Source organism: Thermodesulfobacteriota bacterium, from assembly GCA_040753795.1.
In the GTDB taxonomy this organism is placed as follows: domain Bacteria; phylum Desulfobacterota; class Desulfobacteria; order Desulfobacterales; family Desulfosudaceae; genus JBFMDX01.
On record JBFMDX010000003.1, the window covers coordinates 216,884 to 233,922 of the forward strand.

General features: G+C 55.3%; 16 protein-coding genes. 12 read left to right on the top strand and 4 right to left on the bottom strand.

All coding sequences use genetic code 11. The features are described from left to right. Window positions 1–22: 22 nt before the first annotated feature. Both AB1724_05865 and AB1724_05870 read right to left on the bottom strand, forming a co-directional pair. The gene (locus tag AB1724_05865) at window positions 23–436 is read right to left on the bottom strand and encodes a cobalamin B12-binding domain-containing protein (protein MEW6077314.1); all 414 of its coding nucleotides are present in this window, start codon (window positions 434–436) and stop codon (window positions 23–25) included. 336 nt (window positions 437–772) lie between these two features. Further along, complete coding sequence (locus tag AB1724_05870) at window positions 773–2,677, bottom strand: sigma-54-dependent Fis family transcriptional regulator (protein MEW6077315.1); 1,905 nt, start codon at window positions 2,675–2,677, stop codon at window positions 773–775. 76 nt (window positions 2,678–2,753) lie between these two features. Between AB1724_05870 and AB1724_05875 the strand changes: the two genes are divergently transcribed. Continuing rightward, the gene (locus AB1724_05875; GenBank protein MEW6077316.1) at window positions 2,754–3,503 is read left to right on the top strand and encodes a DUF364 domain-containing protein; all 750 of its coding nucleotides are present in this window, start codon (window positions 2,754–2,756) and stop codon (window positions 3,501–3,503) included. 17 nt (window positions 3,504–3,520) lie between these two features. Further along, entirely contained in the window at window positions 3,521–4,249 is a 729-nt protein-coding gene (locus tag AB1724_05880; protein ID MEW6077317.1) for a DUF364 domain-containing protein, read from the top strand. 41 nt (window positions 4,250–4,290) lie between these two features. On the opposite strand, the gene AB1724_05885 is transcribed toward AB1724_05880, so the two are convergent. Then, window positions 4,291–5,046 (bottom strand): MerR family transcriptional regulator, encoded by a 756-nt coding sequence (locus tag AB1724_05885; GenBank protein ID MEW6077318.1) that lies wholly within the window; start codon window positions 5,044–5,046, stop codon window positions 4,291–4,293. 11 nt (window positions 5,047–5,057) lie between these two features. Next, window positions 5,058–5,636: a formylmethanofuran dehydrogenase subunit E family protein gene (locus AB1724_05890; GenBank protein ID MEW6077319.1), complete on the bottom strand. Its 579-nt coding sequence runs from the start codon at window positions 5,634–5,636 to the stop codon at window positions 5,058–5,060. A gap of 567 nt (window positions 5,637–6,203) precedes the next feature. On the opposite strand from AB1724_05890, the gene AB1724_05895 reads away from it, so the two are divergent. The 10 genes from AB1724_05895 to AB1724_05940 all read left to right on the top strand — a co-directional run bounded on the left by AB1724_05895 (window position 6,204) and on the right by AB1724_05940 (window position 16,975). After that, window positions 6,204–6,422: a hypothetical protein gene (locus tag AB1724_05895; GenBank protein MEW6077320.1), complete on the top strand. Its 219-nt coding sequence runs from the start codon at window positions 6,204–6,206 to the stop codon at window positions 6,420–6,422. 53 nt (window positions 6,423–6,475) lie between these two features. Next, window positions 6,476–7,048: a Rieske 2Fe-2S domain-containing protein gene (locus AB1724_05900; protein MEW6077321.1), complete on the top strand. Its 573-nt coding sequence runs from the start codon at window positions 6,476–6,478 to the stop codon at window positions 7,046–7,048. Further along, the gene (locus tag AB1724_05905) at window positions 7,045–7,347 is read left to right on the top strand and encodes a 4Fe-4S dicluster domain-containing protein (GenBank protein MEW6077322.1); all 303 of its coding nucleotides are present in this window, start codon (window positions 7,045–7,047) and stop codon (window positions 7,345–7,347) included. The genes AB1724_05900 and AB1724_05905 overlap by 4 nt, the downstream gene beginning before the upstream one ends. A 116-nt stretch (window positions 7,348–7,463) precedes the next feature. Then, entirely contained in the window at window positions 7,464–10,439 is a 2,976-nt protein-coding gene (locus AB1724_05910) for a molybdopterin-dependent oxidoreductase (GenBank protein ID MEW6077323.1), read from the top strand. 42 nt (window positions 10,440–10,481) lie between these two features. Next, entirely contained in the window at window positions 10,482–11,147 is a 666-nt protein-coding gene (locus AB1724_05915) for an ethylbenzene dehydrogenase-related protein (GenBank protein ID MEW6077324.1), read from the top strand. A 61-nt stretch (window positions 11,148–11,208) separates the two neighbouring features. Beyond that, the gene (locus AB1724_05920; GenBank protein ID MEW6077325.1) at window positions 11,209–12,375 is read left to right on the top strand and encodes a 4Fe-4S dicluster domain-containing protein; all 1,167 of its coding nucleotides are present in this window, start codon (window positions 11,209–11,211) and stop codon (window positions 12,373–12,375) included. A 94-nt stretch (window positions 12,376–12,469) separates the two neighbouring features. After that, window positions 12,470–13,228 carry a molecular chaperone TorD family protein gene (locus AB1724_05925; GenBank protein ID MEW6077326.1) on the top strand — a complete coding sequence of 253 codons (759 nt, stop codon included), beginning with the start codon at window positions 12,470–12,472 and terminating at the stop codon, window positions 13,226–13,228. A 5-nt stretch (window positions 13,229–13,233) separates the two neighbouring features. Continuing rightward, a complete protein-coding gene (locus tag AB1724_05930) occupies window positions 13,234–13,989 on the top strand; it encodes a cytochrome b N-terminal domain-containing protein (GenBank protein ID MEW6077327.1) in 756 nt (251 codons plus the stop codon). 8 nt (window positions 13,990–13,997) lie between these two features. After that, window positions 13,998–14,744 carry a hypothetical protein gene (locus AB1724_05935; GenBank protein MEW6077328.1) on the top strand — a complete coding sequence of 249 codons (747 nt, stop codon included), beginning with the start codon at window positions 13,998–14,000 and terminating at the stop codon, window positions 14,742–14,744. Beyond that, entirely contained in the window at window positions 14,741–16,975 is a 2,235-nt protein-coding gene (locus tag AB1724_05940) for a c-type cytochrome (GenBank protein MEW6077329.1), read from the top strand. The genes AB1724_05935 and AB1724_05940 overlap by 4 nt, the downstream gene beginning before the upstream one ends. The last annotated feature ends 64 nt before the right edge of the window (window positions 16,976–17,039 follow it).

Genomic DNA, 17,039 nt, shown 5'->3' on the forward strand with positions numbered 1-17,039 from the left:
AACCTCTTTTGTATCGCGATCATTATTCAGAAAAACGCCCGGCGGCAACCTGTTTGATGGTTTCGGCAATAGCGGAGATGGGGGTGCCGGAGGTGAAAATGCCGGTCACGCCCATATTTATTAACGCCGCGAAATCAGCTTCCGGGATGATGCCGCCGACCAGGATCATCATGTCATCGGCCTTCAGCTCGTGAAGCTGACGGATCACCTCCTGGGTCAGCAGCAGGTGGGCGCCGGACAGAATGGAGAGGCCGACCACGTCCACGTCCTCCTCCACCGCCGCCCGGGCAATCTGGCCCGGCGTCTGGCGCAACCCGGTATAGATCACTTCAAAGCCGGCGTCCCGCAGCCCGTAGGCAACCACCCGGGCGCCCCGTTCGTGGCCATCCAGTCCCGGCTTGGCGATCAGGACGCGAATTTTCCTTTCCTGGTTCATGATGCCTCCATCTCATAGGTTAACGGCGACGCCTTGAAAATTCTTCTCTGGAACCGCCCGTGGTTTATCATCAAGCCCGTCCCCGCAAAAAGGGCGAGAAAACCCAATGGGTTCAATGGTACCATCATAGCAAATAAGGTGCCAAGGCCGGCCGGTCCGGGAAAAGACAGATATCGTTCTGTTTTTATTTGATTATGAAATAAGACGGGGGTGGAAGCGGACGGGAATGAGATTGGGAGTTGAGGACAAAGGGGCCATTTTGGGCACAAACGGCCCAACGCATCAAAAACACAATACGGGTTGAAACCGGGAAAATTGCATCGGAGACGGCGGCCATTACTCCAGTCCCAGCCGCTCCATTTTTCTGGCCAGGGTCTTGCGGGAAATCTTCAATTTTCCGGCGACTTTGCTTTTATTGCCGTGGCACTGCCGCAGGGTCTTTTCGATCAGGGCTTTTTCCAGGGCGTCGACATTGTCCTGGAGGCTTTCCCGGTCCCCGGCAATCTCCGGGGCCGCTGTTTCCGCGGTCGCGCCGGCGGCCGGCTTTGCTCCGGCGGGGGCGGGGAGTCCCGTTTCCAGAAAATCGACGTTGCCCACCGCCAGATAACGCTGGATCACATTCTGCAGTTCGCGGACATTGCCCGGCCAGGAATAGGCCATCAGGGCTTCCAGCACCGGTCCCGGGATCTGGACGATCTTGCTGTCGACCAGCAGCCGCCGCAGAAAATCCTCCACGATCAGGGGGATGTCCTCCTTGCGCTCCCGCAGGGGCGGCAGGGTGATGGGCAGGATATGAATGCGGTAAAAAAAGTCCTCCCGCAGTTCACCCTCGCGGATCATGGCCGGCAGGTTCTTGTTGGTGGCCGACAGCAACCGGAAATCGGAATGTTTGACGATATTGCTGCCCACGGGCGAATAGGAACCCTCCTCCAGGGCCCGCAGGAGTTTGGCCTGAAGGTTGATGTTAAGATCGCCAACTTCATCCAGGAACAGCGTGCCGCCGTCGGCCAGGTCGAGGTAACCGGCCCGGTCGGCGTGGGCGCCGGTAAAAGCGCCTTTCTTATGGCCGAAGAACTCGCTTTCCAGCAGGTTCTCCGGAATAGCCGAGGAATTGACCGGCACGAAGCTCTTGCCGGAGCGGCGGCTCATGTCGTGAATGGCCCGGGCCACCAGTTCCTTGCCGGTGCCGGATTCACCGTAAATAACCACGCTGGCGTTGGTGCCGGAGGCGTTGAGGATCTGTTCGTAGATCCGCTGCATGGCCGGGCTCTTGCCGACGATCTTGCCGAAACGGTAGCGCTCCTGGATGGACGAGCGCAGCTTGACGTTCTGGCGCCGCAGGTTGTCGGCCTCCTCCTGCATGGAGATTTCCTTTAACTTGGCCTCGGTGATATCCCGGACGGTCAGGAACACCGTCGGCTCGCCTTTCCACTCCAGCCGGTTGCCGATGCCTTCCACCCACAGGACCTCTTTTTTCCGGTTCAGCCAGCGGGCCTGGAAAAACCGCTCGGCGCAGATGCCGGATTCCAGGGCCTCGCACATGTCCTGAAAATAAATTTCAAAGCCGGAGGCGATCATATCGCGCAGGTCGCCGCCGATCAGGGAGGCGGTGTCCTCATATCCGAAAATGGAGAGAAAGGCGTTGTTGGCAAAAAGGATTTTGAACCGCTTCAGCAGGATCACGCCCTCGGTCATGCGCTCGGCCAGAAGACGATAGAGGGCTTCGCTTTCCTGCAGTTCTTTCAGTGTCTTCTTATAAGCGCTCAAATCCAGTCCCACCCCGACCAGAAACGATTCATCACCGATGGTGGCGCCGACACCGGTAAAATGATAGGGGCGGCGCTCTCCGCTTTTGGAAACCAGCTCCGCTTCGACTTCTCCCTGATGGCTGTCAAACACCTCCTTAACGGCCTGTTTCACTTTTTCCAGGTCATCGCCGGAAAACAGATCAAAGAGATTGCGGGCAAATATCTCCTCCTGGCTGTAACCGGTGACCAGTTCCAGGTTGCGGTTCCACTTCAGCACCTTGAAGTTGCTGTCAAAAAGATAAAACAGGCCGGGCAGGCTGCGGACGAGCATCTCAAAGAACTGATTGCTTTTTTCGTAGGAAACGATCTGTTGTTTCAACGCGGCCAGTTCCTGCTCCAGATCCTGGACGGACAATGGTTGGTTCTGGTTGTTCTCCATGACGGCTGCCCTCTTGATATCGGTACTTTTATCGGTGCTTTTTACTGTAAGCATATTATCCCATAACAAAAATCGTTGCCATAAACAACAAACGGGACTATTAAAAAATCCATAAGCCGGGATTACGGATATGACGCTATATGAAAGATTGTTTCAGCGGTTTGAGGATAAGGCCCGCCATACAACGATAGAGCACCTCTGCCTGGGCCTGGGGTACACGGCGGTGTGCACGTCCGACGGCGGCATCGGCATCGCCTATTCTTATTTTGAATCCAAAAACACCTGCATGATGCACCACAATTACCAGGATCCCGAAGGAGAGCCCGCCATCGGTCTGGTGAGAAAAATATTGGCCGACTCGCCTCTGGAACGATCCATGGCCCTGGCCGCGATCAACGCCCTGAATTATGACACGGCCCGTAATCTTCCCGCGGAGCCGGACAATCAGGTGCTTCTCGACCAGCTGGGCGTCGGTAAGGGAACCCGGGTGGTCATGGTCGGCGCCATCAAGCCGCTGATCCACCTGATCGAAAAACGCGGCGCTGATCTGGTCCTGTGTGACCTCGGTCAGCAGATCGGCAATCAGCAATCTGTTTACGAAAAATTGAGCCAATGGGCCCAGGCGCTGGTCCTGACGTCCACGTCCTTGTTGAACAACACCGTTGAAGACATCCTGGGCCATGTCAGTCATGAAACCCGGACGGTCCTGCTGGGCCCCAGCACACCCATGGTCGGAGAGGTGTTTACCTCCCTGCCTGTTCACTTTCTGGCCGGGACGGTCCCCGTTGACAGGGCGGCTACCCTGCGAGCCATCCGCCACGGCACCGGCACACCGGTGATTCAGAAAGCCGGCCGCAAGGTGATCATGGCGATCAGATAAGACAAAAGGAGACAACGATGGCAGACGACATCCACGGTCAGCTCAGAGAAAAGTTCGCCCGCATATGCCGGGAGCAGAACCTGATGGACCAGAATGTCCAGGTCAAGGCCAGAACCCTTACCGTCGAAGAAGCCATCGGCAATCCCGAGGCCGACGATTTTCCCTTGCAGCAGGGCAAGGAGCGCCTGATGCAGGCCGATTTTCTGGGTTCGTCCGGCCAGGCCTTCACGGACCGGTTCGGAAATTTTGAAGGGGCCCTGCGGGACATCATCGACAGCCCCCTGACCAACAACTTCCGCCGGGCCGTGTTCGTGGCGACCCTGAACGCGGTGCTCAAGCACCTGGGCCGCACGGACCGCACCCTGCACTGCCGCGACAGGGAGCCGGTTGAATGCGCTTCGGAACTGGCCCGCTTTATTGAAAAGGAATACGGCCGTGCCAAAGTCGTCCAGATCGGATTTCAGCCGGCCATGGTGGAGGCGGTCAGCCGGAATTTTCCTTACCGCATCCTGGACCTGGATCCGGAAAACATCGGCATGGAAAAACGCGGGGCCCGCATCGAGGGGCCGGACGCCACGGCGGACGCCCTTGCCTGGGCCGACCTGCTGCTGGTCACCGGAACGACCATCGTCAACGGAACCGTGGATCAGTTTTTAACCGGCAAGCCGGTTCTTTTTTACGGCACCACCATTGCCGGCGCGGCCGCCCTGATGGGCTGGAAACGGTTCTGCGCCAGGGGGAAATAGCGGAGAAAGCGGAAAACGCGATCACAGGCAAAAGGGCCTGATCACTTAATCACGAGGGATTCTCTGACTTTCTTGCTCAACCGCCGCCGGTGGATCAGCGGATACAGATCCTTGAGTTCTTCCAGCAGTATTTCCGCCATCTCGTTGGCTTCCTCGACCGTGATCTTGTTGTTGATCACGTTTTTAAGGAAGACCTCGAATTCCATGTCCACCAGGGCTTCAAACATCTTGTAGTGTTCGACCATCAGATCAAACGAGAACCCCCTGGCATCGGTCAGAAATTCCCGGATGCGGGCAATCTTCCTGGCGATCAGGATCTCTTTTTCGTGGAACAGGCCGTCCTCATCGGCTAAGACCATGCCGTTATGAATGGCCTCCCCCAGGTCTTCGGCCGCCATTCCGGTGATCTGGGCCAGCTTTTCCCGGGTCACGGCTTCAAGAGAATTCTGATCGGATTCCGGATCGGAAAGCCACATCATCTGCTTGGCCCGGTCGAGCTTGTTGACCACGGCCTGAAGGTCGTAGCCGCTCTCCTTGATGCTGACCCGGATCACTTCCAGCGGCAGGAAATAGTCCTTTTGCAGTGTTTTAATGAATTTGATCTTGTCGATAAACGATTCGTCATAATACGCCATGTTGCGGAACGGCTTGTAGGGTTTGGGCAGCAGTCCTTCATTAATATAATAGCGGATCGTGGCTCCGTTGACGCCGGTGGCTTCCGACAGATCCTTCATCTTCAGGCGTCGTTTTTTGCCGCTCTGTCTTTTCCCGCGGCCGGCATGTATTGCGCTCATCATGTCCAACCCGATTACATGTTATCGATATCCTGGTAATAGCCTTTTCCCTGGCAGGCCAGACAGGGGCTGCCCTGGTCGGCCAGATAGGCCTCGTGACATTTTTCGCAGATCCGGACCTCGCCCTTTTTCTGCCGCTCGCCGTAATCGACGACGCGTACCGCTTTGGAAGACAGGATCGATCGGCCGGCGGCAAAAATCGCCTCATGCAGTATTTCTATGGGCAGTTCCTTTTTGGAAGCGAGCCCATTATACCACTTATAAATCGTTTCATGGCCGGTCCGGGCCTTGTCCAGATCCAGCCAGACTCTGTGCCCCTCGCGGGTATGCCGGTCATACATGGTCAGCGCGAATTTTCCCAGATCCAGGATCTTGAGCCAGCCGTTGCCGATGGTGCAGGGGGTGAAAACCTGAATGGCATCCGGCAGGCAACGCCGGGTTTCCACAATGGCGTCGGCTTCCACTTCCCGGCCGATCTTTTCATAGGCCAGGTCCACCATGAACGCGCCGATCAACAGACCAGGCGCCACAAAACCATGGAAATCCCGGATGTCGGCCATGGCTTCTTCCCGAGTTCTTCCGCAGATGATCATAAAGTACTCCCTTCTGTCGTTTCTCCCCAGGCGCCGGGCATCATTGCGTCCGGCATTGTTTTCAAACCTGTTTCCCCGGGGAATTCACTTCGCTTTCATCTTTTGGAATTATAAAATACAACCGAACTTGTCAACAAAAAAGTGAAAAGTTTTACTACGAACTTTTTCCATTGACATTCAGCGGCCGTTTCCGATATATTTTTATATCTTCACCATTAACATGACGATCCGTACGGCTTTTCCCATAGATAACGGATCAGTTCCTTTGTTTTTTTATAATATATTTATTTAATTAATAAAATTTATAAAAAAACGGTAAATACAAAAAGCGGTTACTGTTTTGTTATCGTAATTTCCGTTAAGCGCTATCCCCTTTCGGCCGGGTTAACGGGATTTGCCGCCGTGATCAAAAAAGACTTGACAACCGTTTTTGCCCGCTGTAGTTTTTAATTAAAAGTTGAAAGTTGAGCTTTTGATTTTTAAGGAAACTCATGAACGGAATGCAGTCATCATTTAAACAATCGCCCGGACACAAACCGATCCATCCAAAATCAAAGGAAGGTGCCCATGTTTAAAAAAATCCTCAAATCTCTGGTTTTCGCCGTCATTTATACGGCCATTTATTTTGCCGTGGTCAACTTCTTTTACTGGCGTTTCAACATGCACCAGACCATGTTCCAGAATTTTCATTATTATGCCTGGGTACAGTACGCGGAAGGAGCCGGAGGGATGTTTATCCTTTCCTTTATATTTGAGATGATCCGCAGCCTTCTGGGTAAAAAATAACTCCAGGCCGGGGCACTGCCCTGTCCGGAACACGCATGATTCGGTGAGCAGGAATGGAAGAAATTTTACAGCCAGGCAGTCTTTCCAATCATCAGCCCGAGGAAAAAACCGGGCTGACGAGAAGGGCCTTTCTCAACAAAGGCATCACGGTGGCCGGTTGGGGCGTCATCTTCACCGGCATGGGCGCGGGCATTTATCAGGGGCTTCGTTTTCTGTATCCGTCGGTGGTGTTCCACCCGCCCAGCAAGTATGTCATCGGCCATATTAATGATTTTATCACGGACAAGCGCCCCGACCAGTACGGCGTCATCTTCATCGACTCCCGTTTCAAAAAGAACCATCGCTTCTTCGTGGTCCGGGACAAGGACCGGGTCTTTGCCCTGTTCGCCCGCTGCACCCATCTGGGCTGCACGGTCAACTGGTTCGAGGACTTAAACATCTTCAAATGTCCCTGCCACGGCAGCGAGTTCCATTCCAACGGCGTGGAGTTCGCCGGGCCGGCGCCCCGGCCCCTGGACCGTCATCACATCACCCTGGACAGCGAAGGCAACCTGATCGTGGATACGGCCCTGGTGTACACCAGGCAGGAATTTGAAGACCAGAAAATCTATATCGAAGTGTCATGATGTTAAATACCGCCGTCACCACCGCGGCCGGGGAAAAACCGGCCAGGAAAACACGGGTCAAACGAAGCGCCCGGATTGCCGACTGGTGTACCGGTTGCGGCGGCGTGCCGGTGTGCCGGGTGTATTGCAAGTTTGATGCCCTGCAACTGGTGGATGACCCCGAAAATTACCCTTTCCGTAAAATGACGGTGGACGCCGGCCGATGTGTCGGCTGCGGGGCCTGCGTCTCCAGCGGCACCCAGGGAATCGTTCTGACCGGATGTCCCTGGAACGCCATTCGGCTGGTGCCGGTATCATGAAAAGCGCCGGGTATCGCCGGCGATAAATTGTTATGTGCCGAACGGCATTTGTAAATAGTGAAACAACAGAGGTAATAACCAGACTCAAGGATCAATAACGAAATGAAGGGGGCACTATGAAGCACATGAAATTCTCCCGAAGGACCTTCTTGAAGGGAACGAGCGCAACCGCCGCGTTGCTGTCCCTCAATTCTCTTGGCTTTCTGGGAGGCAACGGCATCGCCAACGCTACGAACAAAGTTGTTGAAGACTGGAACTATGCCGGCTGGGAGGATCTCCACCGGCAGGAATGGACCTGGGACAAGGTCACCTACGGCACCCACCTGGTGGACTGCTATCCCGGCAACTGTCTGTGGCGGGTCTACTCCAAGGACGGCATCGTCTTCCGGGAAGAGCAGGCCGCCAAGTATCCGGTCATCGACCCGTCCGGCCCGGACTTCAACCCCCGGGGATGCCAGAAGGGTGCTTCTTACAGTCTTAATATGTACAACCCCGACCGCCTGAAATACCCCATGAAGCAGACCGGCGGCAGGGGCAGCGGCAAATGGAAACGAATCAGCTGGGACCAGTGCCTGACGGAAATCGCCGAAGGCATTGTCAAGGGTCTGGATGCCCAGGGCCCGGAATCCATTGTTTTTGAAAGCGGCCCGGGCAACGGCGGTTATATCCACGTCATGGCCGTTCACCGGCTGTTTGTCGGCCTCGGGGCCACGCTGCTGGACCTGGATTCAACCATCGGCGACTTCAACCGCGGCATTTATGAAACTTTCGGCAAATTCCAGTTCATGGATTCGGTGGACGGCTGGTACTTCGGCAAACTGCTCCTGATCTGGCACATGAACCCGGTCTACACCCGTATCCCCGACTATCATTTTATTTCGGAAGCCCGCTACAACGGCGCCGAAATCATCTCCATCGCGCCGGATTACAACCCCAGCACCATGCACGCCGATGAATACATCCCGGTGGAAATGGGCTCCGACACCGCCCTGGGCATGGCCGTCTGCCAGGTACTCATGGAAAAAGGCTGGGTCGATGTCCCCTTTGTAAAAGAACAGACCGACCTGCCCCTGCTGGTCCGCACGGACACCAATCAGTTCCTCAACGCGTCCGAAATTGAAAAAGGCGCCCGGGCCGACCAGTTCTGCTTCTGGGATTCTAAAAACAACAAGGTCGTCAAGGCCCCGCTGGAAACATTGAAGCTGCCCTGCGATCCGGCCCTGGAAGGCGAATTCTCGGTAACGCTGCTGGACGGCAAATCCGTCAAAGTCCGGCCGGTTTACCAGAATTTAAAAGACCTGGTCAACAAAGAGTACACCCCGGAAAAGGCCGCTGAAATATGCAAGACCCATCCGGACACCATCCGGCGCCTGGCGGAAAAATGCTACAAGGCCAGCGGCAAGATTCAGGTGCTGGTGGGCTGGAACTCACCCAAGTACTACCACGGCGACCTGATCGAAAGAGCCATGTGCCTGGTGCTGGCCCTGACCGGCAGCTACGGCAAGAAAGGCTGCGGCATCCGGGGTTGGAACGAGTCCCTGTTCGAAGGGGCCTTCACTCACGTCTTCAAGGAGAAAATCGGCCTCTCCAACCTGTCCAAGCAGCTGCCGCTGATGAGAAGCGTTTTCAATAAGAAGAAGATGGAAGATCCAACCCGTTCGGATGAAATGTGCTCCATCGAGCAGGAACGGGTCATTGACCGCAACCTGGTCAACATGACCATTCCCGCCCATCTCTACTATAACCACTCCAATTACAAGAAGGCCTGGGACAACAAGGCCTGGCACTGCCCGACCATGAAGCGGGAATTCAAGGAGTATTACGACGAAGCGGTGTCCAAGGGCTGGTGGGACGGCTACATCAAGCCGGCCGCCGACCAGACCCCGACCGTTTACTCCTGGATGGGCACCAACCCGGCCCGAAAAAACCGCGGCTGGGTCAAGAATATTCTCGGGTCCCTGTGGGACAAGTACCAGCTCATCTTCGGCTTTGAAACCCGCTGGACCACCACCCTGCTGTATGGTGATTACGTTCTGCCCTGCGCCGGTTTCTACGAAAAACTCGACACCCGTTTCCCCACCCCCCATGTTCCCTGGCTGACCCTGACCGATGAAGCGGTCAAGCCCCTGGCGGAAACCAAGACCGAGTGGGAAATCTGCCGCATGCTGGGGGCCAAGATCGAAGAAGTTTCCAGGAAAATGGGCAAGACCAAGTTCACCCCCCGGACGCCGCTTCAGGAAGAATACAAGATGTTCCTGGATCAGTTCCCCTGCCGTGACAAGGAAGGGAATGTGGTCCTGGACAACTATTCCGTCTGGCAGAACATGGGCGCCACCAACTATGAGGAAGTCATGGACGACGCCCTGCAGTCCAGCGTCATGCTGAGCAACCTGCCGCCTGGGACCAACCTGGAATTCATGCGCAAGGAAGGCATCGTCCGCTTTGTCGACGTCTCCATCTTCGACCCGGTCACCATGAACCTGGCCACGGACATCAAGCCGGATGAACCGATCGTTCCGTTGACCTGGCACACCGGCGAAAAGAAAATTCCCTACCCCACTTACAACCGGCGGATCCAGTTCTATATCGATCATCCCTGGTTCCTGGAAGCCGGGGAGCAACTCCCGATTCACAAGGACAATCCCAAGATCGGCGGCAACTTCCCGCTGCGCCTGACCAGCGGTCATCAGCGCTGGAGCATCCACTCCATCTGGGTCAACAACGAACAGCTCCTGCGGACCCATCAGGGCCGGCCGTTCATGTTCATGAGCAAGGAAGACGCTGAAAAACGGGGCATCAAAGACGGCGACCTGGTCCGGGTGCACAACGATTTTGACGACTTTAAAATCCACGTCAAGGTCACGCCGGCGGCCCGTCCGGAAAAAGGCGCGGCCATGCCGGGCCAGGTCATTATCTACCATGCCTGGGAACCGTTCCAGTTCCCCGGATGGAAGAGCTATGACACGGCCATTCCCGGCATGATCAAATGGCTGGACCTGATCAATGACTACGGCCACCTCCGTTACTGGAGATGGAACTGGTGCGCTCAGCCCATTGACCGGGGCATTTCCGTGGAAGTCAGCAAGGCCTGATTAACGAGTTAATTGAATTCAACCATACTATAGAGGTGTCACATGGCAAATATTACCTGCAAGAAAGTTTCCGCCGCCACCAAGGACCTGCTGGACTGCAAAAACCCCTTGTGGCAGACGGAAAAAGAGTTGATTGAAACCGCGGCCACTCCCCTGGCCAACCAGCCCTCGCCTTACATCAAAGGCGTCTACAGCGAGGACAAGATCGGCGCCGTGAAAAAGCTGTGGATGAAAAGTGTCCACAACGGAGAGTCCATTTTCTTCTATTTTGAATGGGAGAGCCCCCAGGCCAATATGAAAATCCAGGACATCAACGTCTTTGCCGACGGGGTCGCCCTGCTCATGCCCTTAAAGGAGATCGACAAGACCCCCATCACCGAAATGGGCACCAAGGATTTTCCCACCACCTCCTGGTACTGGCGTCCGGATTTTGACGATAAGCCCAAGAACCAGGTGGCCCACGGTCTGTCCACCTCCCTTTACACTGAAAAGAGTTCCATCGCTGCCAGTTCCAAGTGGGAAAACGGGAAATGGCACGTGGTCATGGGCCGCACCCTCAAGGCCAACAAGCCGGGTGAAGAAACCGTCGACCTGGCCCCGGGCGGAAAGATCGGCATCGGCTTCGCGGTCTGGGAAGGTTCCAACGGCGAGCGGGGCGGAGTCAAGGCATTCAGCAAGGAGTGGCGGGATCTGGTAATCGAAGCGTAACCGCCTGCGGTCAGTCATTATGGATTGAATTTCAATATTTAATATTTAAGGAGATAAACCCATGGCTGTTGAAGAAAAAGTACTTACAGACAGGGAAAAGGAACTGGCCAAGACTTTTGAAGCCACCAAGGATATGCTTCGAAAGTCCGATCACCAGGTCGGCATGGTCATGGACCTGAATAAATGTATCGGTTGTCAATTATGCTCCATGGCCTGCAAAACGCTGTGGACCAGTTTTGAAGGCCGGGAATACATGTGGTGGAACAAGGTCAACACCATGCCCGGCAAGGGCTCTCCCAAGGACTGGGAGAAGATGGGCGGCGGTTACAAGGTGCTGTTCGAGGGCAAGGTCATGGAACCCGTCCAGGGCAAGCATCCCACCCGCAAAGAGTTCGGCGACCTGTGGAAATTCAACTGGAACGAGGTGGTCAACAGCAAGGCCGGCGACGTTCACCTGCAGGCCAAGAACCAGGAAGACGACAGCGTTCCGGACTGGTCCATGAACTGGGATGAGGATCAGGGCGCCGGGACCTACCCCAACTCCTTCTATTTCTACCTGCCCAGAATATGCAATCACTGCTCTTATCCGGCCTGCGTCGACGCCTGTCCGCGAAACGCCATCTACAAAAGAGAGACCGACGGCGCCGTGGTCATCGACCAGGATCGCTGCAAGGGCTACCGCTTCTGCCTGGAAGCCTGTCCTTACAAGGTTATCTATTTCAACTTCGTCACCGATAAGAGCATGAAGTGCATCTTCTGTTATCCCCGGCTGGAACAAAACGTAGCCAACGCCTGCGCCCGGCAGTGCACCGCCCGGGTCCGCTGGGTCGGCTTCGTGGATAAACCGGAGAGCATCATCTACAAGCTGGTCAAAGTATGGAAAGTGGCCCTGCCGCTGCATTCCGAGTTCGGGACCAATCCTAACGTCTTCTACATCCCGCCCCTGGCCCCGTCCCGGCTGGATGATAGCGGCAAGATCGACCCGACCAAACCGAGAATCCCCCGGGATTACCTGCGCTACCTGTTCGGTCCGGAAGTGGACAAATCCCTGGAAGTCATGCAGACGGAACTGGACAAGGTCAGAAAAGGCGGCAAGTCTGAACTGATGGACATTCTCATCGCCAGGGAGTGGAAAAAGATGTTTGACATCTTTGACAAAGACCCCGCGATTATGGAGAGGAAACCGGCCAAGGCCGGAATTTATACCCGTCCGGGGATCAAGGAATAAAACCAGCGAGACATAGCATCCGCCGGCCGGCCAACCCGCGCGGCCGGCGGATAATTTTCCTTCTTTTTTTGAATTCATAAAACAGGATAAACCCATGAACCAAGCGGCGGAAAGCATCAGTACGGACCAGGCAACAGGCGAAGGCGCTGGCGGTGTGTTTCAAACCGGTGAGCTGAAAACGGAACAGGAGATCCAGAACGCGGCCAGGAGCAACATGTACGCCCTGATGGCGGATGTCTTCCGCTATCCCGACCAGGCCTTCCGGAATTTTGTCAGAAACGGTGAGTTGGTCGACGGGTTGAACGATATCGTGCCGAACCTGCCGTTTGAATTTGCCGTCAGCGACCAGGAAAAAAGCGTGCTGCGTTTTTCGGACAAGTTCAGCGATGACGACGTGGAATCGGAATTTATCCGGTTGTTCGATGCCGGCCCGGGAGATCCTCCCTGTCCGCTGGTCGAAGGCAAGCAAGTCAAGGGTTCCAACCGCCGGACCATCTTCGAATCCCTGATCCGTTTTTACAACAACTTCGGGCTCAGCTATCAGGAAGGGTCCATGGAAGACCGGCCGGACCATGTTTCCTACGAACTGGAATTCATGCACTACCTGGCCTTTCTGACCATCAAGGCCCTCCAGGACAAAAAGGAAACCCACGGCTACCTGCTGGCCCAGAGGGACTTTCTGGAGCGTCATCTGAACCGGTGGGCATCCCTGCTCGCGGAGAGGATGAAAAGCATTCTTGCCGAAATCGCCAGCCCGGATGAAGCGGTGTTGTTTTATACCTGCCTGCTTCAGGTTCTGGCCCGGTTCGTTACCGCCGATTTTACCTATTTGAAAAAATTACTGGCCGACTAACCCACATGAAGCTGAAAAAAATTACGGAAAGCGCTGCCTGGCGCTCGGTGTTCAGGCACAAACTCACGGATACGCCCCGGAACAGGTCACTGGCGGTTACCTCCAACGTCTTCCTTCATCTTCACCCGGTGCAGATGAAGGCTTCGGCACTGAAGTTCCGCTTTACCTTCTGCCTCGGGGGGCTGACCCTGCTGATGTTCATCATCGAAACCGTCACCGGCGTGCTGCTGATGTTCTACTACCGGCCGGTTCCCGAATACGCCTACCTGGACATGAAGCTCATCGAGCACACGGTGCTGTTCGGCATGTTTCTGCGGAACATGCACCGCTGGGCCGCCCATGCCATGGTCATTCTGGTGATGCTGCACATGCTCCGCGTCTTTCTCACCGGCTCCTACAAGCCGCCCCGGGAGTTCAACTGGGTGATCGGCGTGCTGCTGCTGGTGGTGACCCTGCTGCTGAGCTTCACCGGATACCTCCTGCCCTGGGACCAGATCGCCTTCTGGGCCATCACGGTCGGCACCAAGATGGCCGCGGCCACGCCGTTTCTGGGTAACGAAGGCCCTTTTCATCAGTTGCTGAACATCAACCAGTACAACGACATGCAGTTCCTTCTGCTGGGAGACAACCAGGTGGGAGGGAACGCGCTGTTACGGTTCTATGTACTTCACTGCGTGCTGCTGCCGCTGGTCTGCGTCATCCTGATGGCGGTTCACTTCTGGCGGATCAGAAAAGACGGCGGCATCTCAAGACCTTTATAAGAGGAAAAATGGAAACAGCGGAAAACAGACAAGACGAACCCCCGATTCAGACGGCGCCCCCCATGGAGGCGGCCGATGATCAGGTGTTCACCTTCCCGGACCTGGTCGCCCGGGAATTCATCGCCATTCTTCTGGCCATGATCGTCCTGTCCGTCTGGTCCATGGGAATCGACGCGCCCTTAAAGGCGATCGCCGACCCCAACTGGACGGAAAACCCGGCCAAGGCCCCGTGGTATTTTATCGGCCTGCAGGAAATGCTGGTTTACTTTGATCCCTGGATCGCCGGCGTGGCCCTCCCGGGTCTGATCATCCTGGGGCTGATGCTCATCCCTTACATTGATCCCAACCCCAGGGGCGTCGGCGAATATAACTTCAGGGACAGAAAACTGGCCGTCTCGATGTTCATGGTCGGCTACACCCTGTGGTTTGTGCTGATTGTTTTCGGTCAGTTTTTCAGGGGGCCCAACTGGCATTTCTACTGGCCCTGGGAGGACTGGTCCATTGCCAAGGCGGCCGAAGAGCAACTGGTGAATATCCCTTCGGCCTTCGGATATCTGCTGATCGGTCTCTATTTCGGGCTGGGTATCGGGCTGCCGGCCCTGCTGAAACGTTCCTTTTATAAGGAAGTGGGCGCGTTCCGGTACCTGACCACCATGATGTTGATACTGCTGATGTTCGGGACGATCATCAAAGTTGTCCTGAGACTCTTCTTCCATGTTAAATACATTATCGTGACACCCTATTTCTCAATATGAAAACGACTTCCTTTATTCAGGCGACCTTCAGACTGCGCGTTCTTTTTGGTATCATTTCGCTGTTGATTCTGGCCACGATCATCGGGGTGATTGTCAGAGAGGAGCGCAACCGCAACCAGTGGAAACGATTCCAGGCCCAGTACAACAGCCAGTACGTTGAGTTGCTGGACGGTAAAATCAAAGAGGTCGAACAGGCCGGCGATCAGGAGGCCATGAAAAAATGGGCCAAACTCAAGGACGACCAGTTGCGGTCCCAGGAAATCAAGATGCAGCAGGTGTTTCTACCAGGGACACAGACCCGGGATCTGTGCATGACCTGCCATATCGGCATGAAAAACAGTCTGTTTGCCGAAGCGGCCAACCCGTTGAAGGCGCACCCCCCGGAAATCCTGAAAGATCATAAAATCGACGGATTCGGATGCACGCTGTGCCATCACGGCCAGGGCGTCGGCCTGACGGTGGACAAGGCCCACGGCAAGGAGCACAACTGGGAGCTGCCCCGGCTTCCCATGGAATATGTCCAGAGTTCCTGTTTCGAATGTCATGAAAACGTCTTTGGTCTTAAGGGCGCGGAAAAAGCCTCGGAAGGCCGAATTTTGTTTGTTGAAAAGGGGTGCTACGGATGCCATGACGCCAATGTCATGGAAGGGCTGCCCAAGTTCTCGGTTCCCTTCAGCGGTCTGGCGGGAAAAATCCAGAGCCGTAACTGGGTGGCCAAATGGGTAGAAGATCCCCAGGCCATCCGACCGGCGACGCTCATGCCCAAATTCCGGATCAAGCCCGAACAGATCCGGGACATCAGTGAATACATTTACAGCCTGCCGGACAAAGATCTGCAGTTGAAAGCCTACAGCGCCGGTCAGGCGAAAGCCGATACCGGACGCCAGTTGTTTACGGACAAAGGCTGCGTCGCCTGTCATAGCCCGGAGAGAGACAAGCCGGGCTTGACCAACCGGATACCCCTGCTGGCCGACGCCGGCCTGAAAATGAAATCCGACTGGCTGTCTAACTGGATCGAAAACCCCAAAACCGTCAACCCCGACACCTGGATGCCGAAACTGGAACTGACGGCCGATGATATCCTGCATCTGACGGCTTACGTCGGCACATTAAAGGACGCGACCGTCGCCGATCGGTTGAAGGAAGAGAGTCCCGCCGGCAATGGCGAGGAGGGCAAGGCCCTGGTGCAGAGCCTGGGATGCCTGGGCTGCCACAAGATCAAAGACAAAACCGATCCGGCCAAAGTCGGCGTCAGCGTCATGGATGTGGCCGATAAAAGGATGGAGGAACTCCCCTTTGGCAACTCCAAGGTTCCCCACACCAAATGGGACTGGCTGCGCAACAAAATCTCCACCCCGGAAGTTTATCAGACCGACGACATGCCCATGTATATGCCGAATTATGTGCTGTCCGACACGGAAATCCAGCGGCTGACCGTGTTCTACCTGTATAACCGGCTGCTGAAAATTCCCGAGTCATTCATCTCCCGCGCGTCCGCCGGCGACCGTATGGAAGAACGGGGGGACTGGATGATCCGGCATTTCAACTGCCAGGGCTGTCATCAGATTCTCAAAGATGCCGATAAGCCCAGAATCGACGCCCATCTGGACAGAAAGACCATGGTCCCGCCCATGATTGTGGACGAGGCGGAAAAGGTCCAGCCCGACTGGATGTTCGACTATCTGCGGCGCCCCAGCGCCATGAGACCCTGGCTGCAGATTCGCATGCCGCAATTTAACTTTTCCTACCATGAAGTGACCCTGCTCATTGAATACATGCATGCGATCATGCCCGATGAAAAACGCGAACAGTTCGCCATCCCCTATGATTCGCAACTGGTCAGAAGCGATTACACCGATGAGACCATTGAAATGGGCAAATACCGGTTCAGAAATGACAAATGCATGCAATGCCACCCGGTTTCTTTTACCGGTGAACTGCCCGAAGGTAAAAGCGTTGAAGACATGTCCCTCAACCTGATGTTGGTCAAATCAAGACTCCGCTATCATTGGATTATCAATTTCATGCGCGACCCCGCTCAATTTGTCGGCACCCAGACCCGAATGCCCTATGTCTTCTACACGCCGGACAAAGTGCCGCGCATCCCCGATCCGGAGGCCTGGCTGGAAAGAACGGCTCTATTCCTGATGTTCATGGAAGAGATACCCGAACCCCTGGCGGAAGAAGAAAAAGCTCGGGAGGTTCAGTCGTTTGACTTCAATAATTACTGATGTATTTTAACATTGACAATAGATAATCGCCCGGGGATGCATTCGAACGATTCCCGGGCCTCAA

Coding starts and splice junctions, on each gene's coding strand:
- AB1724_05875 (MEW6077316.1), top strand. CDS start 2,754: ATGACGCTATATGAAAGATTGTTTCAGCGGTTTGAGGATAAGGCCCGC.
- AB1724_05880 (MEW6077317.1), top strand. CDS start 3,521: ATGGCAGACGACATCCACGGTCAGCTCAGAGAAAAGTTCGCCCGCATA.
- AB1724_05900 (MEW6077321.1), top strand. CDS start 6,476: ATGGAAGAAATTTTACAGCCAGGCAGTCTTTCCAATCATCAGCCCGAG.
- AB1724_05870 (MEW6077315.1), bottom strand. CDS start 2,677: ATGCTTACAGTAAAAAGCACCGATAAAAGTACCGATATCAAGAGGGCA.
- AB1724_05920 (MEW6077325.1), top strand. CDS start 11,209: ATGGCTGTTGAAGAAAAAGTACTTACAGACAGGGAAAAGGAACTGGCC.
- AB1724_05930 (MEW6077327.1), top strand. CDS start 13,234: ATGAAGCTGAAAAAAATTACGGAAAGCGCTGCCTGGCGCTCGGTGTTC.
- AB1724_05885 (MEW6077318.1), bottom strand. CDS start 5,046: ATGATGAGCGCAATACATGCCGGCCGCGGGAAAAGACAGAGCGGCAAA.
- AB1724_05910 (MEW6077323.1), top strand. CDS start 7,464: ATGAAGCACATGAAATTCTCCCGAAGGACCTTCTTGAAGGGAACGAGC.
- AB1724_05865 (MEW6077314.1), bottom strand. CDS start 436: ATGAACCAGGAAAGGAAAATTCGCGTCCTGATCGCCAAGCCGGGACTG.
- AB1724_05925 (MEW6077326.1), top strand. CDS start 12,470: ATGAACCAAGCGGCGGAAAGCATCAGTACGGACCAGGCAACAGGCGAA.
- AB1724_05940 (MEW6077329.1), top strand. CDS start 14,741: ATGAAAACGACTTCCTTTATTCAGGCGACCTTCAGACTGCGCGTTCTT.
- AB1724_05895 (MEW6077320.1), top strand. CDS start 6,204: ATGTTTAAAAAAATCCTCAAATCTCTGGTTTTCGCCGTCATTTATACG.
- AB1724_05890 (MEW6077319.1), bottom strand. CDS start 5,636: ATGATCATCTGCGGAAGAACTCGGGAAGAAGCCATGGCCGACATCCGG.
- AB1724_05905 (MEW6077322.1), top strand. CDS start 7,045: ATGATGTTAAATACCGCCGTCACCACCGCGGCCGGGGAAAAACCGGCC.
- AB1724_05915 (MEW6077324.1), top strand. CDS start 10,482: ATGGCAAATATTACCTGCAAGAAAGTTTCCGCCGCCACCAAGGACCTG.
- AB1724_05935 (MEW6077328.1), top strand. CDS start 13,998: ATGGAAACAGCGGAAAACAGACAAGACGAACCCCCGATTCAGACGGCG.